This is a genomic window from Streptomyces tardus (assembly GCF_018101125.2).
GTDB lineage: Bacteria > Actinomycetota > Actinomycetes > Streptomycetales > Streptomycetaceae > Streptomyces > Streptomyces tardus.
On the sequence record NZ_JAELVF020000004.1, the window covers coordinates 325,231 to 346,880 of the forward strand.

A 21,650-nucleotide genomic window follows, 5' to 3' on the forward strand; every position below is an offset into this window, starting at 1 on the left:
GTACGGCCGGCGGGTCAGTCCACGTTGACCACCACCGAATGCCGGCCGGTCGCGCCGTCGGGGACGGTCCCGACGCGCTCACCGGTCTGGAGTTCGCCGTTGCCGTCGGTGGCGCGGACCTCCAACCGGTGACGTCCCGGGCGGGCGGGCCACTCGAAGACCCATTGCCGCCAGGTGTCCTTGGTGTGCTCGGCCGCGAGCCCGGCCTCCTGCCAGGGACCCTCGTCGACCCGCACCTCGACCCGGTCGATACCGCGGTGCTGTGCCCAGGCGACACCGGCCACCCGTACCGTGCCGGGCTTGAGGGAGGCAAGCGGCTCGGGCACGTCGATGCGGGACTGGGTCTTGACCGGCGCCCGCTGCGCCCAGTCCCGCTTGACCCAGTACACGTCCGTGTCCTCGAAGGTGGTGAGCTCCAGCTCCTCCAGCCACTTGCAGGCCGAGACGTAGCCGTACAGGCCGGGAACGAGCATCCGCACCGGGAAGCCGTTGACGAACGGGAGCGGTTCGCCGTTCATGCCGACCGCGAGCATCGCGTCCCGGCCGTCCATCACGGTCTCCACCGGAGTGCCGATCGTCATCCCGTCCACGGACCTGGAGACCAGCTGGTCGGCCGGCCCGCCCTTGGAGGGGGGACGCACGCCTGCCTCGCGCAGCAGCTCGGCCAGCGGCACGCCCAGCCATCGGGCGCTGCTCACATACGGTCCGCCGACCTGGTTGGAGACACAGCACATCGTGATGTCGCGCTCGACCAGATCGCGTTCGAGCAGGTCTCGGAAGTCCAGCTCCAACTCCCGCCGCACGCCCTGGCCGTGAATGCGAAGGCGCCAGGTGTCGGCGTTGACCTTCGGCACCACCAGCGCGGTGTCGACGCGGTAGAAGTCGCGGTTGGGGGTGGTGAAGGGCGCCACGCCGCGCACCGCCAGCTCGGCGCCGCGCGGGATTGCCGGAGCGGCCGAACGGGGCGCGGGCAGCCGTACCGCCTCCCGCGAGGCCGCGGCCTCGGCGCCCGTGTTGGCGTTGAGATGCCTGCCGAGCAGGCCCGCGCCCGCCGACACGGCGGCCGTCGCTGTTGCCACCGCAACGAATCCGCGCCGGTCGAAAGCCGTTCCGTTCCGGTCACGGGGCGTGCCGCCGGGGGGAGCGGTGTCGGCGTCGGGGAGGTCGGACCCCACGTCGTCGTGCGGCGTGCGGTGTTCGTCCGGGGCGAGCCAGGGGGCGCGGCGAAGGGCTTCGATCAGCAGATGGAGCGCCACCGCTCCGACCAGAGCGCCGGCCAGCGAAGGCAGCGCGTCCGCCGTTCCGCCGTCCGGCCTGGTGAGTGCGGCTCCCGCGCCCACCACCCCGAACACCAGCACCCCGCCGGTGCCCAACCAGCGGAACCGCAGCGCCAGTACGCCCGCAACCAGCGCGAACACCGTGAGTACGGCGACGATGCCGAGCTGGAGAACCAGCTTGTCGTCCTCCCCGAAGGTGCGAATCGCCCAGTCCTTGACCGGAGTCGGTGCCTGGTCGATCGCTGCCGAGCCGACCGCGGTGACCGGAGAGGCCTCCGGTCGCACCGCGGCGGAAGCGAGCTCGGCGAAGGCGAGCGCGGCCAGGGCCGCCAGCACTCCGCTGAACGCGGCGAGTGCGTTGCGTGTCGCTTTCCGTGCTCTGTTTCCCGTCACACCCCGCATTCGGCGCTGCTGCGGAGGCGGATTGGTCGTTCACTCAAACAAATGAAAAATCGGCTCCGAGCTCGGCTTTCGTGCCGCCGGACCAATCCGTTCCGCCCTCGGCACCGAATCATCCGCGACAGGCGCGTCGCGAGAGCGCGCACCCCGCGCTCCCCCGCGCACCGAAATCTCAGGAGGACCGACATGGCGGCAGACCGGCGCCGAATCGCCGTGGTGGGCAGCGGAGTCGCGGGCCTGAGCGCGGCACATGTGCTGCATCGCGGCGGCGTCGAGGTGTCGCTCTACGAGGCGGACGAGCGGCTGGGCGGTCACGCCCACACCCACGACCTCGCCACCCCGGACGGCCGGGTCCATCACGTCGACTCCGGCTTCATCGTCCACAACGAGCGGACCTACCCCCGTCTTCTGCGGCTGTTCGCCGAACTCGGCGTCGCCACGCAGGAGTCGGAGATGAGCATGTCGGTGCGGTGCGAGGGCTGCGGCCTGGAGTACGCGGGAGCCCGCGGCCCGGCCGGCCTGTTCGCCAAGCCGAGCCGGGCACTTCGTCCCCGCACCCTGCGGATGTACGCGGAGGTGCCGCGCTTCCACCGTGCCGCGAGGACGCTGCTGCACCGGGCCGACGCCCGGCCCGGTGCCCCGACGGAGGCCGGCGGGGGAGCGGACCGGGAGGACGGGCCGGCGGCCGGCGTCACGCTCGGCGACTTCCTGCGCCGCTCCCGCTTCTCGCCGTACTTCGTCAGCCACTTCGCCATTCCGCTGGTGTCCGCGGTCTGGTCCTGCCCGGCGGAGACCGCGCTGCGCTACCCCGCGCTCTACCTCTTCCGCTTCCTGGACCACCACGGGATGCTCTCGGTCGGCGGCTCTCCCACCTGGCGCACCGTCACCGGTGGGTCCCGCAGCTACGTCGACCGGATCGCCGAGCAGCTGACCGCCGTACACCTCGCCTCCCCCGTGCGCTCGGTCCGCCGGACCGCCGGCGGCGTGCGGCTGGCGACCGCCGGCGGCGCCGTCGAGGAGGCCGACGGTGTGGTCATCGCCGTCCACCCCGACCAGGCGCTCGCGCTCCTCGACGACCCCACCCCGGACGAGCGCGAGGTCCTCGGCGCCTTCCGGTACTCGCGCAACACCGCACTGCTGCACACCGACACCTCCGTACTGCCGCGCAGCTCCGGCGCCCGCGCCTCGTGGAACTACCTGATGCCGCACTGCGAGACCGGTGCCGACGACGTACGCGTCAGCTACGACATGAACCGGCTCCAACGGCTGGACGCCGACCGGGAGTACGTCGTCACCCTGGGCGGCGGCGACCGGATCGACCCGGACCTGGTGCTCGCCGAGATGGTCTACGAGCACCCCGTCTTCACTCACGGCACCAGGGCGGCGCAGCTGCGGCTGCCCGAGCTGGCCGGGCCCGTCACCGCCTACGCGGGCGCCTACCACGGCTGGGGCTTCCACGAGGACGGCTGTCGCTCGGGGGTCGACGCCGCGGCGGCGCTGGGGGTGCGCTGGTGAACGCGGCGAACGACCCCCGGGCGGACACGGCGCACCACGCGCAGGAGAGCGCGCTGCCGGACCCGCCGGTGGCCGCTGCCCTCTACCGCTGCCGGGTCACCCACGTGCGCACGGCACCCAAGCGGCACCTGGTGCGCCACCGCACGTACATGTGGCTGATCGACCTCGCCCGGCCGCCCCGACTCCCGCGTCTGCTGCGGCCGTTGGCACGCTTCCGCTCCGCCGACCACTTCGCCGGGACCGCGCCCACCATCCGCGAGGGGCTGGAGCGCTTCCTGGCCGCGCGGGGCGTCGACCTGGCCGGCGGCCGGGTACTGATGCTGGCCAACGCACGCGTCCTCGGCCACGTCTTCAACCCGCTCTCGCTCTACTGGTGCCACGACCCGCAGGGGCGGCTGCGCTGTGTCGTCGCCGAGGTCCACAACACCTACGGCGAGCGGCACTGCTACCTGCTGCGCACCGACGAGCGCGGACGCGCCGAGACGGCCAAGGAGTTCCACGTCTCGCCGTTCCTGCCCGTCGAGGGCGGCTACCGGATGCGGTTGCCGCTGCCGGACCGCGCCCTGGACCTCGCCGTCCACTGGGAGCACGCGGGCTCCCGTCCGTTCACCGCGACCGTGCGCGGCGAACGCCAACAGCCGGGCACCGCCGCCCTGCTGCGCGCGGCCGTCCGGCACCCCTGGCCGACGCTCGCCGTCAGCGCCGCCATCAGGGCGCACGGAGTGCTGCTCTGGCTGCGCGGCCTGCCCGTGCGTCCCCGTCCCCGTCACCAGTCCCAGGAAGGTGTGGAGTGAGTACGACCCTCTCCCCGAGCCCCAGCGCGATCGATCCCGAACGCTGGCCCGACGTTGCCTCGGTGCCGTCGGCCTCGGCCGCCCGCAGGTGGGCCACCGAGCGGCTGCTGCGCCGAGCGGTGGCACAGCTGCCCCTGTGGGTGCGCCTGCCCGACGGCGAACTCCTCGGTCGGGGCGGCCCGTTGATGGAGATCCGTGATCCGCGCGCCTTCCACGCCAGGCTCGGCCGCACCGGACTGATCGGCTTCGGCGAGTCCTACCTCGCGGGCGAGTGGGACGCCCCGGACCTCGTCGCGGTCCTCACCGTGCTCGCCTCCGAGATGGCCACCCTGGTACCGGCCCCGCTGCAACGGCTGCGCGGAGTCTGGGCGGCGCGCCAGCCGGGCGCCCAGCGCAACACCCCGAGCGGTTCGAAGCGCAACATCAGCCGCCACTACGACCTGTCCAACGACCTCTTCGCGCTCTTCCTCGACAGCACTCTGTCCTACTCCTCGGGCATCTTCCGCTCGCTGCCCGCCACGCCCGACCGGCTGACCGACGCGCAGCACCGCAAGATCGACCGGCTGCTCGACCTCGCGGAGGTCGGACCGGGCACTCGCGTGCTCGAAATCGGCACGGGCTGGGGCGAGTTGGCGATCCGGGCCGCTGCGCGCGGTGCACGGGTGACCAGCGTGACCCTCTCCGAGGAGCAGCGGGCCCTCGCCCTCAGCCGCATCGCCGCGGCCGGCCACCGGGACGCGGCCACCGTCGAGCTCTGCGACTACCGGGAGGTGACCGGCGAGTACGACGCGGTCGTCAGTGTCGAGATGATCGAGGCGGTGGGCGTGGAGTACTGGCCCACCTACTTCGCCAAGCTGGCCGATGTGCTCGCACCCGGCGGCCGGGTGGCGCTCCAGGCCATCACCATGCCGCACGAGCGGATGCTCGCCAGTCGCCGCACCCACACCTGGATCCAGAAGTACATCTTCCCCGGCGGGATGCTGCCCTCCACCGAGGCGGTGGCCGAACAGGCGGCACCGCGCCTGGAGATCACCCGGCGCGCCGGGTTCGGTCCGCACTACGCCGAGACGCTCCGACTGTGGCGGGAGGCGTTCGCCGCCCGCGCCGAGGAGGTCGGGGAGCTGGGCTTCGACGAGACGTTCCGCCGTATGTGGACCTTCTACCTCGCCTACTCCGAGGCAGGGTTCCGCTCCGGCTACCTCGACGTCCAGCAGTTCCTGCTCACCGCGCCCGGCACACCCGACGCGCCCGCCACACCCGACGCGCCCGGCACACCCGACGCGCCCGCCACACCGGCCGGGCAGGCCCGGTCCGACAGCACAGAGGAGCCCACCCCATGAGCGGAGCCGCCCCCCAGATCACCCGCCTCGTCGGTGAACTCCTCGGTGGCCCGCTACCGGTACGGCTGCGCGCCTGGGACGGCAGCGAGAGCGGGCCCGCCGACGCCCCGGTGCTGGTGCTGCGTCACCGCCGGGCGCTGCGCCACCTGGTCTGGCAGCCCGACGAACTCGGCCTGGCCCGCGCGTACATCAGCGGCGACCTCGCGGTGGAGGGAGACCTCGCCGAGGGGCTGCGCGCCGTCTGGGGCGCGGTGCGCGAGGGCGGTCTGCGCCCGCCGACCGCCAGGAGCCTGGTGCGCGACCGCACCGGCATCCGGGCGGCGAGGACCGCACTTCGGCTGGGCGCGCTGGGTCCGCGCCCGCCGCGTCCGCGCACCGAGGCCCGGCCCGAGGGCGCACTGCACAGCAAGTCCCGCGACGAGGCCGTCATCGCGCACCACTACGACCTGTCCAACGACTTCTACGGCCTGCTGCTGGATCCGACGATGGCCTACTCCTGCGCCCACTGGGCCCGGGAGCCCGGGTCCCGCGCGGTGCGGGAGGACGGCACGGCCGGCGCCTACGGTCTGCACGACGCCCAGCGGGCCAAGCTCGACCTGATCTGCCGCAGACTCGCGCTCGCCCCCGGGATGCGGCTCCTGGACGTCGGCTGCGGCTGGGGCTCGCTGACGCTGTACGCCGCCGAGTGCTACGGGGTGCGGGTCACCGCCGTCACCCTCGCGGCGGAGCAGGCCGCGCACGTGCGCCGGCAGGCCGCCGAGCGCGGTCTGGAGGAACTGGTGGAGGTGCGCCGCCTGGACTATCGCGACCTGACCGGCGACGGTTCGTACGACGCGGTGGCCACTGTGGAGATGGGCGAGCACGTCGGCGACGCCGAGTACCCGGCGTTCGCCGCGCTCCTGCACCGGATGCTGCGCCCGCGCGGACGGCTCCTCGTCCAGCAGATGTCCCGGGGGTCGGTGGCACCCGGCGGCGGCGCGTTCATCGAGGCGTACATCGCCCCCGACATGCACATGCGCCCGGTGGGGGACACCGTCACCCTGTTGGAGAACGCGGGACTGGAGGTGCGGGAGGTGCAGTCGATGCGGGAGGACTACGTCCACACCGTGCGGGCCTGGTACCGCACGCTCCAGGAGCGGTGGTCCGAGGTGGTGGACCTGGTCGGCGAGGAGACGGCCAGAGTGTGGCAGCTCTACCTCGTCGGAGGTGCGCTGGCCTTCGAGGAACGCCGCATGGGCGTCGACCAGTTGCTGGCGGTGCGGCCCACCGCCGGTGGCGAGAGCGGCTTCGCCGAGTCCGCGGCGGACCGGTTCGGCGCTCAGCGGGTGGCGGCGTGAACGACTATCCCTGGGCGGACTTCGCCACCAACCTGCTGTACTCCGCGCTCGCCGCTCTCGCGGTCATGTGCGTCACCTTCCTGCTGGCGCGCTCCCGCGGCATGCACCGAATCGTCGACAGCGCCTGGGGCGCTGCCTTCGCCGCGGTGGCCCTGGTCTCGTACCTGCTCTCGGCCGGCCAGGGCCACGGCGGGCTGCGGCTGCTGACCCTGGTCCTGACCGCCGGCTGGGGCCTGCGGCTGGCGGTGCACATCGCCCGGCGCGGCGCCGGCCACGGGGAGGACCCGCGCTACGACCGGATGCTGAGCAAGGCCCCCGGCAGCAGGGACGCCTACGCCTTCCGCAAGGTCTATCTGCTCCAGGGCGCGCTCGTCTGGCTGATCTCGCTGCCGGTGCAGGCCGCCTGCTACCTCCCCGAACCGGTGCCCGCGGTAGTGGTGGCGGGTGTTCTGCTGTGGTGCGTCGGGATCTTCTTCGAGGCGGTCGGAGACCACCAACTCGCCCGCTTCAAGGCCGATCCGGCCCACCGCGGGCTGATCATGGACCGCGGACTGTGGCAGTACACCCGGCACCCCAACTACTTCGGCGACTTCGCCGTCTGGTGGGGTCTGTTCCTGCTGGCCGCCTCCGACCCGGCGGTCGCGGCGGCGGTGTTGGTCTCCCCGGTGGTGATGAGCCTGCTGCTGACCGTCGGCAGCGGAAAGCGGCTGCTGGAGAAGAGCATGGCCGACCGCCCGGGCTTCGCCGAGTACGCCGCCCGCACCAGCGGGTTCTTCCCGCTCCCGCCGAAGCGCGGCTGAACGCGCCAACCGCCGTACGCCCGGCGGCGGCCCGTGCCGGGCACGGCGGTCCGGGCGTAGGGCGGTCGGGTCGTGCGGCGGTCGGGTCGTACGGCGGTCTGGGCGGGCGTGCGGTCTGGGCGGTGGAGGCCGTCCGTACGGTGTCGGTGCCGGCGTCGCTGTCAGGACGGCGGTTTCCCGTCCGCCGGGCCCGAACGTTCCTCCCGGAGCGCCAGATAGCCGGCGAGAGCGGCCGAGGCGGACAGGAGCGCGCGGGCGTCCCGGTCGATCGTGCGGGCCCGCTCCTCGACCGCCGCCCGCGCGCGGGCGGCGTCCCCGCGCAGACGGATCTCGCCCAGCACCGAGGCGATCTCCGCGAGCCCGTGGCCGGACCGCCGCAGCAGCGCCGCCAGTTCGGCGTCGCGCACGTCCTCGCGGCCGTAGCGGCGATGTCCGGTGGGTCCACGCGGCGGCGAGAGGGCCCCCGCGCGCTCCCAGCCCCGCAGCGCGGTCGTGGTGACCCCGACCCTGCGGGCCAGCTCTCCCGCCCCGAGCGGCTGTTCACCGGAGTTGCTCCCGCGCCCGCAGGCGGCCGACCGCCCGTCGGCGGTCCTCAGCGCCGCGTCGAGGAGGCGTACGGTGCGCCGGTCGGCCAGCGCACGGGCGTGCACCGCGTCCAACGTCTCCCAGGCGCGGGCCGGTTCACCGGCGTGGAAGGCCGCCATGATCCCGCGCGCCGGCCCGTGGCCGGCAGCGCCCACCAGCGCGACGAAGGCTTTGAGCGCCGCCAGGTGCAGCGGCCCGTAACGCCGGTACCCGTTGGGCATCCGCGCAGCGGGCGGCAGTACGCCCCACTCCTCGTAGTTGCGCACCGCCTGCGGTGAGAGGGCCACCGCCCGCGCCAGATCGATCGGTCGCATCCCACTCCCTTGAAGGTTCGACGGTTCGGAGCCCCGCAGCATCGCGGCACAGATCGGCCAACCCTCCACCGAAGGTTCAAAGTTACGATCGTGAAGCATGGACCACCAGCCGGGCCCCTCGCGCAGAAAGCCCCCGCGCACCCCAGACCACCTCCTGACGACGGACGAGATCAGAGCCGTCACCGCCTTTGCACTCGCCTGCGCCGAGCAGGTGCTGCCGGTCTTCGAGACAGCGCATCCGCACGACGACAGGCCCCGGGCGGCCCTGCTGTCGGCAGCCGCATTCGCTGCCGGCCAACCCCGGTCCCGGGCCCAGCGCGTGACGGCCCCCGCGGCGCACCGGGCGGGCCGGGAGTGCTCCTCGCCGGCCGCCTTCCACGCGGCGACGGCTGCGGGCGACGCGGCGGCCTCGGCCTACCTCCATCCGCTGGCCGACGCCGCCCAGGTCAACCACATCCTGCGCGCCGCGGCGCACACCGTACGGGTCTTCGAGCTGTGTCCCGAACTGCGCCCCGGACAGGACCCGATGGGCTGCGTACTCCACCGCGCCACCCCGTCGCTCACGGCTGTCCTCCACCGCTATCCGCGGGTCCCGGCCGGTCGCACTCCGGTCGCACGTCTGGTGCACACCCTCGACCGGCAGCTGCGGAGCACCTCGACGGCTCCGGCGCGCCCCGTTCCGGATCGGCCCTCCGAGGAGCCGTCAGCCGGCGAGCCGTCCGCAGCGGCGTCGTGCGCCGGGGAACCGGCAGACCGGGAGCCGGGCGAGGCGCCGCGGAGGCGGCCGTGATCCTGCCCCGGGAACGCGACCCGCGCATGATCACGATCCGTCGTGGCGGCACGCTGACCGATGTCGACCACCGGCTGCTCGCCCTGTGGGCGGCACAGTGCGCGGAACACGTACTGCACCTCTTCGAGCGGGCGGAACCGGCCGACGCGCGTCCCCGCGAGGCCGTTGCCGCCGCCCGCGCCTGGGCCGCGGGAGAGCTGCCGATGATGCGGGCGCGTGCGATCGGCGGCCACGCGATGGGCGCCGCGCGCCCACTGACCGGCGCCGCCCGCTTCGCGGCCTTTGCGGCGGGACAGGCCGCCTGTGTGGGCCATGTCGCCGAACACGACCTCGGCGCCGCGGCGTACGCGGTCAAGGCGGTGCGCAGCGCCCGTCCGGACGACCCCGGGGCGGGCCGGGAGGAACGGGACCGGCAGCGCGACCGGCTCCCCGGCCGCATCCGCGAGCTCGTCCTCCGGGACCAGCAATGCCGCGACAGCATCTGCTGGTTCGCGTTCTCGGACTGACGGGCGTGCCCACCCGCGCTCCCGCCGGCGACTGCCGACGCCCGCCGACAACGGCGTCACCCGAGGGGACACGGAGAGCGGTGGGTCGGTCGGGGCCGGTGTTGTCAGAGGTGGTGGATAGCCTTCGGCCATGAGCAACACGACGTGGGACGGCCTGGTGGCGACGCCCCTCCCGGAAGTACGGCGCAGGGCCGCCGTCATGGACGAGCTGGCGGGCGTCGAGCCGGTGGAGGTGGCCGGCGCACGCCGCCTGGCCTGGAACGACGGCGGCGGCCAGTCCGCGGTCTGGTACTTCGCGGAGGACGGCCGAGTGCTCCTGCTGACCTTCGACCACGAGGCCTCGCTGAACCTGTACGCCGAGGGCGACTTCGCCCTCCAGGAGTCCCTGTACGACGGCGTTCCCGAGCCCCTTGTCGCCCTGGTCCGCGACCGCCCCGAGAACTACGAGTCGCTGAACCTCACGGACTCCGGGGGCCGGGCCATCCACTACGCGGGCGGCGTCTTCTGGTACGACGGCGAGAGCTGGCACGTCTCCGACGGGCTGGAGGAGTACTGCCGCCGCGAGGAGGTCGACCTCTTCGGCGAGTCCGGCTTCGACTACTGCCTGCGCGGCTACGGCTTCGGCCGCCCCTTCACTCCGGAAGCCCTCGTGGAGCGGCGGGAGGAGGGCGGCCGTTACCAGGACGAGTCGGAGAAGGAGGCCGACCTCGCCGGCCTCCGCGAGGTCTTCGCCCGCCACACCTGACACGCCCCAACCGACACACCACTCCTGCGCTCTCCACACCTGACGCACGTCGACCCGGCTGCGCCCGCGCCGCCCGGCCCGCTCGGGCGAGCGCGGACCGGCACTCGTCCGCATCGGTGGAACCGGTATGCCACCGGGCGCAGCCCGAGGGTCAGCCGGGCCGGTCCAGGCCGCGGGCGCGGCGCATACGGTCCGCCCCGGCGCCCAACTCCACCAGCGGTTCCGGGTAGTCCAGCTCTGCGCGCCGCTCGGGAGGCAGCTTCCACGGCTCGTGCACCGCGCGTCCCGCCACCCCGGCGAGCTCCGGCACCCAGAGCCGTACGTACGCGCCCTCCGGGTCGAACCTCCTGGCCTGCGCCAGGGGGTTGAGGACCCGGTTGGGCCGGGTGTCGGTACCGGTGCCGGCCACCCACTGCCAGTTCAGCTGGTTGTTCGCCACGTCGCCGTCGACCAGCAGCTCCAGGAAGTGTGCGGCGCCCACTCGCCAGTCGAGATACAGCGTCTTGGTGAGGAAGCTCGCCGCCAGCAGTCTGGCGCGGTTGTGCATCCATCCCTCCGCGCTCAGCTGCCGCATCGCCGCGTCGACCACCGGGTAACCGGTACGGCCCTCGCGCCACGACTGCGCGTCCCGCTCGGCCGCGGCGCCGCTCCGCCAGCGGTCGCCGCGCGGACGGTAGTCGGCGTGCGCCGCGGCGGGACGTGCCGCGAGCACCTGGTGGTGGAAGTCGCGCCACGCCAGCTGCCGCACGAAGGCCTCCGCCCCGACGCCGCCGTGGCGCTGCGCGCGGTCGGCGAGTTCGACGGGGGAGAGGCAGCCGAAGTGCAGATAGGGCGAGAGCCGCGAGGTGGCGTCGCCGGGAAGGTCGTCGTGCCGCTCCTCGTAGGCGTCGACACCGCTGGCCGAACGCGCCAACCAGCGCCGTACCCGCTCCCTGCCCTCCCGCTCCCCGCCGGGCTCCAGCTGGGGCGAGACGCCGGCCACCTCACGCGGGGGAAGCGCCGCCGAGGCCACCCGCGGCACCTCCACCCGACGCGGCGCGGCGAGCACCGAGCGGTGCGAACTGCCCGACCAGCGGCGGAAGTACGGCGTGAAGACCGCGAAGTGGTCCTTGCCCGTCGGGGTCACCTCGCCCGGCGGCAGCACGGTGCACACCGCGTCGTGAACGTGCAGTGCGGCCCCCGTGCCCTCCAGCGCCGTGCGCAGCGCTTCCTCGCGTCGCGCGGCGTAGCCGCTCACATCGGCCGCGAGGTGCACCTCCTGCGCGCCGACCTCCTCGACGACCGCGCGCACCTGCTCGGCCACCGCGCCCTCGCGCACCACCAACCGCCCGCCCCTGGCGCGGAGTTCCTCGTCCAGCGACTCCAGCGCACGAGCAAGGAACGCCGCCCGGTTGGGGGCGTCGAACCCCGCGGCCCGCACCCCGCTGTCCCGCACGAAGAGCGGAACGACGGCGTCGGCACGCCGCACCGCGGTGTGCAGCGGCGGATGGTCGTGCACGCGCAGGTCGGCGGTGAACAGCACCACCGCCACCCTGCGTTCGGGATCCGGACTCATCCGGGGAACTCCATCTCCGCCAACGGTTCGGACGTCGGCCGGTCGGAACCGCCGGCGGGCTCCACGGTGATGCCCATCCCCGAGGCCCGGTCCAGGTCACCGGCCATGACGGTCGCGGGGCGTGCGGACTGCGCGTCCATCAGGCCCGCCGAACGCATGGTGCCACCGTCGTTGAACCAGAGCTGGTACACCTTGCCGCGCGGCGGTGTCGGCATGTCGGAGGCGAGGAACGCCGCCTGGTTCCGCTCGCGGCTGACCACCACCGTGCCGGTGGCGCCGCCCGGGAGTTCACTGGTCTCGACGCTGGCGTCGGGGGCGGTGAGCAGGGCGCTGATGTCGGTGGACCGCTGCTGGGCCTGCTCGGCGCGCTGCCGGGCGTCCTCGGCCTGCTGGTACTGCCACACCGCGATACCGCCGAACGCCGCCACCCCGGCCAGGCAGGCCGCCAGCACCATCCTCGGCAGCGCACGGGCCGTACGGGCGCCGCCCGCGCGTCCCCCGCGCCCACGGGCGGACACCTTCGGCGGCTCCTGCCGCACGGTGGCGATCTGGTCCAGCACCCGCTGCCGCATCTCCGGCGGCGGGGTGTCGCTCACGGCCTGGCCCAGCCGCGCGGCGGTGGCGCTCAGCTCGGAGATCTCCTCCGCGCACGGGCGGCAGGCAGCCAAGTGCCGTTCGAACGCCGCGCGTTCTTCCTCGGAGAGCGCGTGCACCGCGTACGCGCCGGTCAGTGTGTGCAGGTCGGCGGAGCTCATCCGGTCACCCCCAGGCAGTCACGAAGTCGGATCAGACCGTCCCGCAGCCGGGTCTTGACGGTTCCCAGCGGGACGGAGAGCAGCTCGGACACCTCCCGGTAGGTCAGCCCGCGGTAGTAGGCCAGCGTCACCGACTGGTTCTGCAACTCGGTCAGCGTGCGAAGACACCGCCGTACCTGCTCGGCCTCCAGCCGGGCCTCCACCTGTTCGGTGACCTCGTCGAACGCGGGCGTGCGGTCCAGCAGCGCAGCCTTCTCCTCGCGGTCGGTCGCCGCCTGCGCGGAACGCACCCGGTCCACCGCCCGGCGGTGCGCCAGGGTCATGATCCACCCCATGGCGGTGCCTCGGTCGGGCTGGAAGTGCGCCGCGCGCCTCCAGACCTCGACCATCACTTCCTGGGCGACCTCCTCGGCCTGCGCGGGATCCCTCAACACGCTGCGCACCAGGCCGAACACCGGACCCGACACCCGGTCGTACACCGCGGCGAAGGCGTCCGTCTCGCCGCGCGCGACATGGTTCAACAGCTCCCGGAGATCGGGCCCCGGATCGGTGACACCGGAAATGTGGACGGCCTCCTTCATAGGACCGCACCGTGTTCGGTCACCGGGCCGACGGGCCGGAGACGGACTGCTGGGCGCTCAGACCCCATGTGTGTTCCTCCCATACGCGGCTTCACCTGCGGTTCGTAGCCGAGGCGCGGCCGGATTGGTCGGGGGCCGAATTCGCCCCCGCGGGCCCGGTCCGCGCACGATGCCACGAGGGTGCTCGCGCGGCACCGAGGCGCGCGCGGGAGCGTACACGGGGCCCACGGGCCGCGACACAACGGGCCGCGACGCAACGGGGCCGGGCGTACGGGAGCGCGGGTGGCGCCGGGAGGAACGGGGGCGCCGCCGTGTGCCGGAGTACCGGCCGGTCGCTCAGGCCGCGCGGTACAGGGCGTCTATCTCGTGCTCGTACGCCTTCTCGATCGCACGGCGCCTGAGCTTGAGCGAAGGGGTCAGCAGCCCCTGCTCCTCGGTGAACCGGTGGCCCAGTATCCGGAAGGTGCGGATCGACTCGGCTCTGGACACCTGGGTGTTGGCCCCGACCACGGCTCGGCGGATCTCGCGCTCCAGCTCGGCGTCGTTGACCAGGTCCGTGGGCGAGGGGGCCTGGCGCTCGTGCATCGCCAGCCAGTGTGCGACCGCGTCGGGGTCCAGAGTGACCAGCGCGGCGACGAAGGGGCGGTCGTTGCCGACGACCACGCACTGGGCGACCAGCGGATGGCTGCGCACCCGGTCCTCGAGCACCGTCGGGGAGAGGGACTTCCCGCCGGAGGTGACGAGGACGTCCTTCTTCCGGCCGGTCAGCGTGAGGTAGCCGTCCTCGCTGAGCTCGCCCAGGTCGCCGGTGGCCAGCCAGCCGTCCCGCAGCGCCTGTGCGGTGGCGGCCGGGTCGCGCAGATAGCCGGCGAAGACCTGCCCACCGCGCACCAGGATCTCGCCGTCGTCGGCTATGCGGACCGTCGTGCCCGGGATCGGCCGGCCCACGGTGCCGAAGCGTGTCTGCTCGGGTGGGTTGGTCGTGACCGTGGACGTGGTCTCGGTCAGCCCGTAGCCCTCGAAGATCCGCACCCCCGCGGCGTCGTAGAAGAGCGCGAGACGGCGGTCCATCGACGAGCCCCCGGACACCGCGTACCGCAGCCGGCCGCCGAGCGCCTCCCGCAGCCTGGCGTAGACCAGGCGGTCCATCAGCTGGTGCTGCATACGCAGCTTCGCCCCCGGCCCAGGGCCCTCTCCGAAGGCCCTGCGCTCCACCGCCTCGGCGTACCGCACCGCCACGTCCACGGCCTTGCCGAACGCGTCGGCCTGGCCCTCCAGTTCGGCAGCGCGGCGGCTGCCGTCGAAGATCCGCTCGAAGAGGTGGGGTACGGCGAGGACGTACGTCGGTCGGAACGTGCGCAGATCGGGCAGCAGCGCCTCGGCGTTCAGCTCAGGCTGGTGGCCGAGGCGGACCCCGGCGCGCAGCGCGGCGACCTGGACCATCCGCCCGTAGACATGAGTGAGGGGGAGGAAGAGCAGTGTGGAGGGGGGACGTTTGAGGCCCGAGCTGAAGAGCGGGCGGCAGAAGGCGCTCACGTTGTCGCACTCGGACATGAAGTGGGAGTGGGTCAGCACGCAGCCCTTGGGACGGCCGTCGGTGCCCGAGGTGTAGGTGATGGTCGCCACGGTGTCCGGGGTGAGTGCCATCCGGTGGCGGTGGACCACCTCGCTGTCGATGCGCTCCCCGGCGGCCCGCAGCTGCTCCTCGGCGCCGGCGTCCAACTGCCACAGCCGCTTGAGCAGCGGGAGTTGACCGATCGCGGCGCCGACGGTCATGGCGTGGTCCTCCGACTCCACCACCGCGGCGGTGACGTCCGCGTCGGAGAACATCCACACCACCTGCTCCGAGGAGGCGGTGGGATGGACCGGCACCGACTGGGCGCCGACGGTCCACAGCGCGTAGTCGAAGAGCGTCCACTCGTAACGCGTCCTGGACATGATCGCCACCCGGTCGCCGAACCGGACGCCCTCGGCCAACAGCCCCTTCGCGACGGCGAGGACCTCGTCGCGGAACCGTGCCGCGGTCACGTCCCGCCAGACGCCGTCGCTGTCCTTGCGTGCGAGGGCCACTTGTCCGGGGTCCTTCTCGGCACGCTCGAAGACCGAGTCGGCCAGGCCCCCCGCCTGCGGGACGGTCGTCAGCGGCGGGGCGGTGAACTCACGCACGGTTGCTCTCTCCCTCACAACGCTGTGCTGTGGTGCACGCACAGCCTGCTGACGTTAACCGATCAAGCCGGAGTCGGGGAAGGCGGTCGCCGGGCAACGACCGTTGCGGGGCCCGGGATTCGGGGCGGCGGGCCGCCCCCTTCGCGTGATCTCCACATACGGGCCCGGTGGTTCCGCCCCGGCCCGGCGGGTGCCCGGCCCCCTGCACAGCATGCCCCGGGTACGTGCCGGAGATAACACCGCGGAGAGCGGCGGCGGCGGGACACCCCGTGATTCAGTGTTCCTCATGCGCCGCCTGGTACGACTGCTCGACCCCTTCCTCGTTCTACTCCTCGCCACGGTCGTACTGGCGGCCCTGCTCCCGGTCGGCGGATCCGCCGAGGAGGCCGCCGGGCTCGCCGCGAAGATCGCGATCGGACTGCTGTTCTTCCTTTACGGCGCCCGGCTGTCCACCCGGGAGGCGGTGGACGGGCTGCGGCACTGGCGGCTCCATCTGGCCGTGGTCTGCGCGACGTTCGTCCTCTTCCCGCTGCTCGGCCTCGCCGCCAGGGGCCTGGTGCCCCATGTGCTGACCGAGGAACTGTGGATGGGGCTCCTCTTCCTGTGCATCGTGCCCTCCACCGTGCAGTCCTCCATCGCCTTCACCTCGCTCGCGCGCGGCAACGTGCCCGGCGCCATCTGCGCCGCGACGTACTCCAGCATGTTGGGCATCCTCCTGACCCCGCTGCTCGCGGCGCTGCTGATCCGCACCGAGGTGGCGGGGTTCTCCGCCGACGTCATGCTGGGCATCGGCGCCCAACTGCTGGCCCCCTTCGTCTCCGGGCAGCTGCTGCGGCGCTGGATCGGGGACTTCCTCGCCCGGCACCGCAGTGTGCTCTCCCGCGCCGACCGCGGATCGATCCTGCTGGTGGTGTACGTCGCGTTCAGCCAGGGGATGAACGAGGGCGTCTGGAGCGCGGTCTCCCCGTGGCGGCTGGTCGGGCTCTTCGGCGCGGAGACCGTACTGCTGGCGCTGATGCTGACCTTCCTCTGGTACGCCGGCCGGAAGGTCGGCTTCGCCACCGAGGACCGCATCACCCTGCTCTTCGCCGGCTCCAAGAAGTCACTGGCCGCCGGGCTGCCGATGGCCGCGGTGCTGTTCGGCGCACAGGCATCGCTGGCCGTGCTCCCGCTGATGCTCTTCCACCAGCTCCAGCTGATGGTCTGCGCGGTGATCGCCCGGCGGTTCGGCCGCCGGGCAGAGCGGGCGGAGGCGGTCGACGCGACACAGCCGGAGACCGCCCCGGGCGCGCTGGGCGCGCTGGCCGGCCCGGACGCTCAGGGCTCACAGGGCGCCGGCGCTGCGGACTCGCAGGGCGCCCCGGAAGCGACGGACCCGCCGTCCGGTCGGGACGATCAGAGCGGCGGCTCGCCGGGGGCGGGCCTGCGGAACTCGTAGAAGTTCGGGGTCGCCGAGAGCGCGCGCACGCCGTCCCACAACCGCCCGGCCGCCTCCCCGCGAGGCGCCGGGGCCACCACGGGGCCGAAGAGGGCGTGCCGCTCCCCGTCGTCCTCCGTGATCGCCAGCACGGGCGTTCCGACGCGGGTTCCGACCAGGGCCACGGCCTGCGCGTGCGAAGCGCGCAGCGGCTCCTCGTACGCGGTCGTCCACGCAGTCTCGGCGAGACCCGTCGGGAGACCGGCGGCGGCCAGCGGAGCCTCGAACCCGAGCCACTGGCCCCGTACCCGAGTCTGCTCGCCGTACGCCGTGTAGAAGCGGCCGAGCGCCTGCTCGCCGTGGAGCTCGGCGATGGCCGCGCAGAGCCGGGCGGGGCCCCACAGATACCCCTCGGTGTCGCCCTCGGGGTCCTCGTCGAGGCGTTCGTTGAGGACCGACAGGCTCATCACGTGCCAGTGCAGCTCCAACTCCCGCACCCCGGCCGCTTCCAGCAGCCAGCGGGAGGCGGTCCAGCTGTAGGGGCACGAGGGGTCGAACCAGAAATCGGCGATCGGCACGGGCTGCTCCTCGGTCACTTCGGGGCGGGGTCGGGAGCGGAGGGGGAAGCGGAACCGGACCGGGACGCCGATGCGGGCGCCTCGGCGGGGGAGGGGAGCGCGAACCGGTCCTCGCCGGCGTAGAGGTTCATCGAGCTGCCGCGCACGAATCCGGCGAGCCCGAGCCCGGTCTCCTCGGCGAGCTCCACGGCCAGCGCCGACGGCGCGGAGACCGCCGCCAGTACCGGAATCCCGGCCATCACGGCCTTCTGCGCCAGCTCGAAGGAGGCCCGGCCGGAGACCATCAGCACGGTGTGCGCGAGGGGCAGCCGGTCCTCCTGGAGGGCGCGACCCACCAGCTTGTCGACGGCGTTGTGGCGTCCCACGTCCTCGGCCGCGTCCACCAGCTCGCCGTCGAAGCGGAAGAGCGCGGCGGCGTGCAGCCCGCCGGTGCGGTCGAACACCCGCTGTCGGGAACGGAGTCGGTCCGGAAGCTCGGCGAGGGTGTCGGTGGAGAGCCGGTCCTCGCCGGCGGGCGGCAGCGGCCAGCGGCTGCGGGTGCGCACCGCGTCCAGCGACGCCTTGCCGCACAGCCCGCAGGAGGAGGTGGTGTAGACGTTGCGCTCCAGGCTCACGTCGGGCAGCGGGACTTCGGGCGCCAGCCGTACGTCCACGGTGTTGTACGTGTTGTACGGGACGTCCCCGTCCATGGCGGTGCCGGCGCAGTAGGCGACACCGCTCAGCTCGGAGTGCTGCGCCAGTACGCCCTCGCTCACCAGGAAGCCGACCGCGAGCGCGAAGTCCTCGCCCGGCGTGCGCATGGTGATGGCGAGCGGCCGACCGCCCAGCCGGATCTCCATCGGCTCCTCGGCGACGAGCGTGTCGGGGCGTCGGCTGACCGAGCCCTCGCGGATCCGGGTGACCGGGCGCCGTACGGTGACGCGTCCCATGTGGACTCCTGCAACTGGTCGGGGAGAGGTGCCCGCCCATTGTCCCGCCGCAACGCCCTCCGGCGCCCGCTCCGACTCCGTCCACCGACGGGCGCGACGACGGGCGGCACCCGAACGACAGACCCTGTGGCCCGTCGGCCGGCTCCTCGCCGGGCTCGCGGCGCCCTGCCACGCGCAGCCGAATCTGCCGCGCTGTCGTCAGTCGCCGCTGCTCCGCAGGGCCGCCGTCCTCCGCCGTGCAGCTGCACGTACCGGGCGCCCCCCGATCCGACAGGACCCGAACGGCAGACTCTAGGCTGCCGATATGAGCGATGCGGCCGGCAGTGACCCGGCGCCCCTGGCGGTCTTCGACCTGGACGGCACCCTCTGCGACACCCGGCACCGGCTCCACTTCCTGGAGTCGCGGCCGAAGGACTGGGCGGCCTTCTTCCGAGCCGCCCGGCAGGACCCGCCGCTGCCCGAGGGGGTGCGGCTCGCGCGCGAGTGGGCCGGAAAGTGCGAGCTGGGGTACGTCACCGGACGCCCCGAACGCTGTCGCCGTGACACGAAGCGCTGGCTGGCGGCACAGGGCCTGCCGGCGGGCGAGCTCTGGATGCGGGAGGACCGGGACTTCCGCCCCGCGCGGGTGGCCAAGCTCGTTCTGCTGCGGTCACTGGCCGAACGGCGCCGCGTGCAGGTGGTGGTCGACGACGACGTGCGGGTCTGCGAGGCGTACGAGGGGGCCGGCTTCACCGTCGTGCGGGCGGACTGGATGGGTGCGGCCGAGGAGTTGGGCGAGGCGCAGGAGCAGGGACGCACCTGACGGACACCGGCGGCGCGGGTCCGACAGCGGCCCTCCCGACGCGGATCCGCGTCGGGAGGGCCGCTGTCGGACCCGCGCCGCCGGTGTCCGTCAGGTGCGTCCCTGCTCCTGCGCCTCGCCCAACTCCTCGGCCGCACCCATCCAGTCCGCCCGCACGACGGTGAAGCCGGCCCCGAGCAACTGCCTGGACATGATCAGCTCCTGGATCGTCCCGTCCTCCAACTGACGCGTGCGCACTGTGGTGACCATGCACGCCATTCTTGCAGGTCGCCGGTCGCCGGCACTCGTCCGTCGCGACCGCCGGGACGGCACAGGGCACGGGTTCCCCACTTCGGGCCGGGGAAGGAGGGCAGGGTGAGACGTATGACGGCACGACCTGCCAACCCCCACCAGGCAAGACTGCTGCGGCTGGCCGCTCTCGCGGAGGCGCCGTACGCCTTCGGTACGACGCTCGCCCAGTGGCAGGGCGAGGGCGATCGGCCCGACCGCTGGCGCGCCCGTCTGGCGACGCCGGGCTCGCGCCGGCCGACGTACCCGCGCAGCCCCGCAGCCGCTGTAGCCGCGTCGAAGACGTTCACGCCGGCTCCGGCTCCCGCTCCAAGCTGGCCGTCGAAGTGGACCGCCTGCTGGAGACCGGACTGATCGTCGCCGACGGACTGGCCGCCTCCCGCGGCGGACGCCGCTCGCACAACGTACGGATCGCGCCGGGGCTGCGCGGGTACGTCGGCCGGCGCGAGCCCGGGGCTCGGGCGCCTTGCCCCGGGCGGCGGCCAGCACCCGCCGTGGTCGGCGATCGCCGACCACGGCGGGACGTTGAGCATCGCCACGGTCGTAGCGGCCGGTCGCCGGCACTCGTCCGTCGCGACCGCCGGGACGGCACAGGGCACGGGTTCCCCACTTCGGGCCGGGGAAGGAGGGCAGGGTGAGACGTATGACGGCACGACCTGCCAACCCCCACCAGGCAAGACTGCTGCGGCTGTTGCGCGACGGCGGGCCCAGCTCCCGGGCACAGCTGGGGGACCGGGTCGAGCTCTCCCGCTCCAAGCTGGCCGTCGAAGTGGACCGCCTGCTGGAGACCGGACTGATCGTCGCCGACGGACTGGCCGCCTCCCGCGGCGGACGCCGCTCGCACAACGTACGGATCGCGCCGGGGCTGCGCTTCCTGGCCATCGACATCGGTGCCACCTCGATCGATGTCGCGGTGACCAACGCGGAGTTGGAGATCCTCGGCCACCTCAACCAGTCCATGGACGTGCGCGAGGGGCCGGTCGCGGTCTTCGAGCAGGCGCTCGCCATGGCCAGAAAGCTCCAGGACGACGGCCTGGCGGGGCAGTTCGACGGCGCCGGGGTCGGTGTTCCCGGCCCGGTCCGCTACCCCGAGGGCGTTCCGGTCGCGCCGCCGATCATGCCCGGCTGGGACGGGTTCCCGGTGCGCGAGGCGCTGAGCCAGGAGCTCGGCTGCCCGGTCATGGTCGACAACGACGTGAACCTGATGGCCATGGGGGAGCAGCAGGCCGGAGTCGCCCGCAGCGTCCGCGACTTCATCTGCGTCAAGATCGGTACCGGTATCGGCTGCGGCATCGTGGTCGGCGGCCAGGTCTACCGGGGCACCACCGGCAGCGCCGGCGACATCGGCCACATCCGGGCCGAGCCGGACGGCAGGCCGTGCGCCTGCGGCAACACCGGCTGCCTGGAGGCGTACTTCAGCGGTGCGGCCCTGGCCAGGGACGCGGAGATCGCGGCCACCGAGGGCGGTTCGCCGGAGCTCGCCAGTCGACTGGCCGCGGCCGGCACTCTGACCTCGGTCGACGTCGCCGCGGCTGCGGCGGCCGGTGATGCCGCCAGCCTGGAGCTCATCCGGGCCGGCGGTGCGCGCACCGGACAGGTGCTGGCCGGGCTCGTCAGCTTCTTCAACCCGGGTCTGGTGATCATCGGCGGCGGGGTGACGGGCCTCGGCCACAACCTCCTCGCCAGCATCCGTACCCAGGTCTACCGCCAGTCGCTGCCGCTGGCGACCGGCAACCTGCCCATCGTGCTCGGGGAATTGGGCGCCGCGGCCGGGGTGACCGGCGCGGCGCGGCTGATCAGCGATCACGTCTTCTCCTCCGCCTGACCTCTCCGCGACAGCACCTCCGTCCCGCACAGCCGCAGCACAGGCGCCACCCACCCGCACCACCGCATCCGCACCACCTGCACCCGCAAGGCCCGTATCCAGCCCGCAACATCCTGATATTTCGTCAACTCGTCCCGGTCCCCGAGCGGTTGACACGCACAGCCGCTTCCGCGTACCCGCGCCCGCACCGCGATCAGTCCTGCCCGCACACCGGCGCACACACTGCCCAGGAGGCCAGCCATGGCTCCCCCGCCCAAGGATTCACCCCCCGAGTCACCGCCCGTCGAGGAGCCGCCCTCCGCACCGCCACCGGACGACTCCGGCCGGCAGGGCGAGCGGCCCTCCCGGGTGC

The 21,650-nt window shown here is 73.4% G+C and carries 20 protein-coding genes and 1 pseudogene; 12 read left to right on the forward strand and 9 right to left on the reverse strand.

The window, feature by feature from the left end; genetic code table 11:
- Positions 1-14: 14 nt before the first annotated feature.
- Positions 15-1,679: a molybdopterin-dependent oxidoreductase gene (locus JGS22_RS23930; protein ID WP_211040568.1), complete on the reverse strand. Its 1,665-nt coding sequence runs from the start codon at positions 1,677-1,679 to the stop codon at positions 15-17.
- A 183-nt stretch (positions 1,680-1,862) separates the two neighbouring features.
- On the opposite strand from JGS22_RS23930, the gene JGS22_RS23935 reads away from it, so the two are divergent.
- Genes JGS22_RS23935 through JGS22_RS23955 form a run of 5 tightly spaced genes read left to right on the forward strand, consistent with a single transcriptional unit; the run spans position 1,863 to position 7,462 of the window.
- On the forward strand, positions 1,863-3,191 hold the full coding sequence (locus JGS22_RS23935) for an NAD(P)/FAD-dependent oxidoreductase (RefSeq protein WP_211040567.1): 1,329 nt from the start codon (positions 1,863-1,865) through the stop codon (positions 3,189-3,191).
- A 53-nt stretch (positions 3,192-3,244) separates the two neighbouring features.
- Positions 3,245-3,985 carry a DUF1365 domain-containing protein gene (locus JGS22_RS23940; RefSeq protein ID WP_236074393.1) on the forward strand — a complete coding sequence of 247 codons (741 nt, stop codon included), beginning with the start codon at positions 3,245-3,247 and terminating at the stop codon, positions 3,983-3,985.
- Positions 3,982-5,325: a class I SAM-dependent methyltransferase gene (locus JGS22_RS23945; protein ID WP_308405871.1), complete on the forward strand. Its 1,344-nt coding sequence runs from the start codon at positions 3,982-3,984 to the stop codon at positions 5,323-5,325. Before JGS22_RS23940 ends, JGS22_RS23945 begins: the two co-directional genes overlap by 4 nt.
- On the forward strand, positions 5,322-6,662 hold the full coding sequence (locus JGS22_RS23950; protein ID WP_211040566.1) for an SAM-dependent methyltransferase: 1,341 nt from the start codon (positions 5,322-5,324) through the stop codon (positions 6,660-6,662). Before JGS22_RS23945 ends, JGS22_RS23950 begins: the two co-directional genes overlap by 4 nt.
- On the forward strand, positions 6,659-7,462 hold the full coding sequence (locus JGS22_RS23955) for a DUF1295 domain-containing protein (RefSeq protein WP_308405872.1): 804 nt from the start codon (positions 6,659-6,661) through the stop codon (positions 7,460-7,462). The genes JGS22_RS23950 and JGS22_RS23955 overlap by 4 nt, the downstream gene beginning before the upstream one ends.
- Positions 7,463-7,623: 161 nt before the next feature.
- Here the strand turns inward: JGS22_RS23955 and JGS22_RS23960 are convergent, their stop codons facing one another.
- Positions 7,624-8,361, reverse strand: a complete 738-nt coding sequence (locus JGS22_RS23960) for a MerR family transcriptional regulator (RefSeq protein WP_211040565.1) — start codon at positions 8,359-8,361, stop codon at positions 7,624-7,626.
- Positions 8,362-8,458: 97 nt separating this feature from the next.
- Here JGS22_RS23960 and JGS22_RS23965 point away from each other — a divergent pair, with 97 nt between their 5' ends.
- From JGS22_RS23965 to JGS22_RS23975, 3 genes are all read left to right on the forward strand, one after another.
- A complete protein-coding gene (locus tag JGS22_RS23965) occupies positions 8,459-9,151 on the forward strand; it encodes a putative immunity protein (RefSeq protein ID WP_211040564.1) in 693 nt (230 codons plus the stop codon).
- Entirely contained in the window at positions 9,148-9,657 is a 510-nt protein-coding gene (locus JGS22_RS23970) for a putative immunity protein (protein ID WP_211040563.1), read from the forward strand. Before JGS22_RS23965 ends, JGS22_RS23970 begins: the two co-directional genes overlap by 4 nt.
- Positions 9,658-9,787: 130 nt before the next feature.
- A complete protein-coding gene (locus JGS22_RS23975; protein WP_211040562.1) occupies positions 9,788-10,402 on the forward strand; it encodes a hypothetical protein in 615 nt (204 codons plus the stop codon).
- 151 nt (positions 10,403-10,553) lie between these two features.
- Here the strand turns inward: JGS22_RS23975 and JGS22_RS23980 are convergent, their stop codons facing one another.
- The 4 genes from JGS22_RS23980 to JGS22_RS23995 all read right to left on the reverse strand — a co-directional run bounded on the left by JGS22_RS23980 (position 10,554) and on the right by JGS22_RS23995 (position 15,459).
- Positions 10,554-11,957 (reverse strand): cryptochrome/photolyase family protein, encoded by a 1,404-nt coding sequence (locus JGS22_RS23980; RefSeq protein WP_211040561.1) that lies wholly within the window; start codon positions 11,955-11,957, stop codon positions 10,554-10,556.
- A complete protein-coding gene (locus tag JGS22_RS23985; protein WP_211040560.1) occupies positions 11,954-12,712 on the reverse strand; it encodes an anti-sigma factor in 759 nt (252 codons plus the stop codon). The genes JGS22_RS23980 and JGS22_RS23985 overlap by 4 nt, the downstream gene beginning before the upstream one ends.
- The gene (locus JGS22_RS23990; RefSeq protein WP_211040559.1) at positions 12,709-13,293 is read right to left on the reverse strand and encodes a sigma-70 family RNA polymerase sigma factor; all 585 of its coding nucleotides are present in this window, start codon (positions 13,291-13,293) and stop codon (positions 12,709-12,711) included. Before JGS22_RS23990 ends, JGS22_RS23985 begins: the two co-directional genes overlap by 4 nt.
- A 336-nt stretch (positions 13,294-13,629) precedes the next feature.
- Positions 13,630-15,459 (reverse strand): AMP-dependent synthetase/ligase, encoded by a 1,830-nt coding sequence (locus JGS22_RS23995; protein WP_211040558.1) that lies wholly within the window; start codon positions 15,457-15,459, stop codon positions 13,630-13,632.
- Between the two features lie 286 nt (positions 15,460-15,745).
- Between JGS22_RS23995 and JGS22_RS24000 the strand changes: the two genes are divergently transcribed.
- Positions 15,746-16,897 carry a bile acid:sodium symporter family protein gene (locus JGS22_RS24000; protein WP_211040557.1) on the forward strand — a complete coding sequence of 384 codons (1,152 nt, stop codon included), beginning with the start codon at positions 15,746-15,748 and terminating at the stop codon, positions 16,895-16,897.
- Here JGS22_RS24000 and JGS22_RS24005 read toward each other — a convergent pair.
- Both JGS22_RS24005 and fdhD read right to left on the reverse strand, forming a co-directional pair.
- Positions 16,855-17,454 (reverse strand): DsbA family protein, encoded by a 600-nt coding sequence (locus JGS22_RS24005; RefSeq protein ID WP_308405873.1) that lies wholly within the window; start codon positions 17,452-17,454, stop codon positions 16,855-16,857. The genes JGS22_RS24000 and JGS22_RS24005 overlap by 43 nt on opposite strands.
- A gap of 14 nt (positions 17,455-17,468) precedes the next feature.
- The gene (gene fdhD, locus JGS22_RS24010; RefSeq protein WP_211040555.1) at positions 17,469-18,383 is read right to left on the reverse strand and encodes a formate dehydrogenase accessory sulfurtransferase FdhD; all 915 of its coding nucleotides are present in this window, start codon (positions 18,381-18,383) and stop codon (positions 17,469-17,471) included.
- A 304-nt stretch (positions 18,384-18,687) separates the two neighbouring features.
- Here fdhD and JGS22_RS24015 point away from each other — a divergent pair, with 304 nt between their 5' ends.
- Positions 18,688-19,185 (forward strand): phosphatase domain-containing protein, encoded by a 498-nt coding sequence (locus JGS22_RS24015; protein WP_211040554.1) that lies wholly within the window; start codon positions 18,688-18,690, stop codon positions 19,183-19,185.
- A 90-nt stretch (positions 19,186-19,275) separates the two neighbouring features.
- On the opposite strand, the gene JGS22_RS24020 is transcribed toward JGS22_RS24015, so the two are convergent.
- Positions 19,276-19,434, reverse strand: a complete 159-nt coding sequence (locus JGS22_RS24020) for a hypothetical protein (protein ID WP_216815144.1) — start codon at positions 19,432-19,434, stop codon at positions 19,276-19,278.
- A 239-nt stretch (positions 19,435-19,673) separates the two neighbouring features.
- Here JGS22_RS24020 and JGS22_RS27495 point away from each other — a divergent pair.
- Both JGS22_RS27495 and JGS22_RS24035 read left to right on the forward strand, forming a co-directional pair.
- A pseudogene (locus JGS22_RS27495) lies at positions 19,674-19,901 on the forward strand (hypothetical protein); the annotation flags it as partial.
- 215 nt (positions 19,902-20,116) lie between these two features.
- Complete coding sequence (locus JGS22_RS24035; protein ID WP_211041753.1) at positions 20,117-21,298, forward strand: ROK family transcriptional regulator; 1,182 nt, start codon at positions 20,117-20,119, stop codon at positions 21,296-21,298.
- Positions 21,299-21,650: the final 352 nt, after the last annotated feature.

Coding starts and splice junctions, on each gene's coding strand:
- JGS22_RS23930 (WP_211040568.1), bottom strand. CDS start 1,679: ATGCGGGGTGTGACGGGAAACAGAGCACGGAAAGCGACACGCAACGCA.
- JGS22_RS23935 (WP_211040567.1), top strand. CDS start 1,863: ATGGCGGCAGACCGGCGCCGAATCGCCGTGGTGGGCAGCGGAGTCGCG.
- JGS22_RS23950 (WP_211040566.1), top strand. CDS start 5,322: ATGAGCGGAGCCGCCCCCCAGATCACCCGCCTCGTCGGTGAACTCCTC.
- JGS22_RS23960 (WP_211040565.1), bottom strand. CDS start 8,361: ATGCGACCGATCGATCTGGCGCGGGCGGTGGCCCTCTCACCGCAGGCG.
- JGS22_RS23965 (WP_211040564.1), top strand. CDS start 8,459: ATGGACCACCAGCCGGGCCCCTCGCGCAGAAAGCCCCCGCGCACCCCA.
- JGS22_RS23975 (WP_211040562.1), top strand. CDS start 9,788: ATGAGCAACACGACGTGGGACGGCCTGGTGGCGACGCCCCTCCCGGAA.
- JGS22_RS23980 (WP_211040561.1), bottom strand. CDS start 11,957: ATGAGTCCGGATCCCGAACGCAGGGTGGCGGTGGTGCTGTTCACCGCC.
- JGS22_RS23985 (WP_211040560.1), bottom strand. CDS start 12,712: ATGAGCTCCGCCGACCTGCACACACTGACCGGCGCGTACGCGGTGCAC.
- JGS22_RS23990 (WP_211040559.1), bottom strand. CDS start 13,293: ATGAAGGAGGCCGTCCACATTTCCGGTGTCACCGATCCGGGGCCCGAT.
- JGS22_RS24000 (WP_211040557.1), top strand. CDS start 15,746: ATGCGCCGCCTGGTACGACTGCTCGACCCCTTCCTCGTTCTACTCCTC.
- fdhD (WP_211040555.1), bottom strand. CDS start 18,383: ATGGGACGCGTCACCGTACGGCGCCCGGTCACCCGGATCCGCGAGGGC.
- JGS22_RS24015 (WP_211040554.1), top strand. CDS start 18,688: ATGAGCGATGCGGCCGGCAGTGACCCGGCGCCCCTGGCGGTCTTCGAC.
- JGS22_RS24020 (WP_216815144.1), bottom strand. CDS start 19,434: ATGGTCACCACAGTGCGCACGCGTCAGTTGGAGGACGGGACGATCCAG.
- JGS22_RS24035 (WP_211041753.1), top strand. CDS start 20,117: ATGACGGCACGACCTGCCAACCCCCACCAGGCAAGACTGCTGCGGCTG.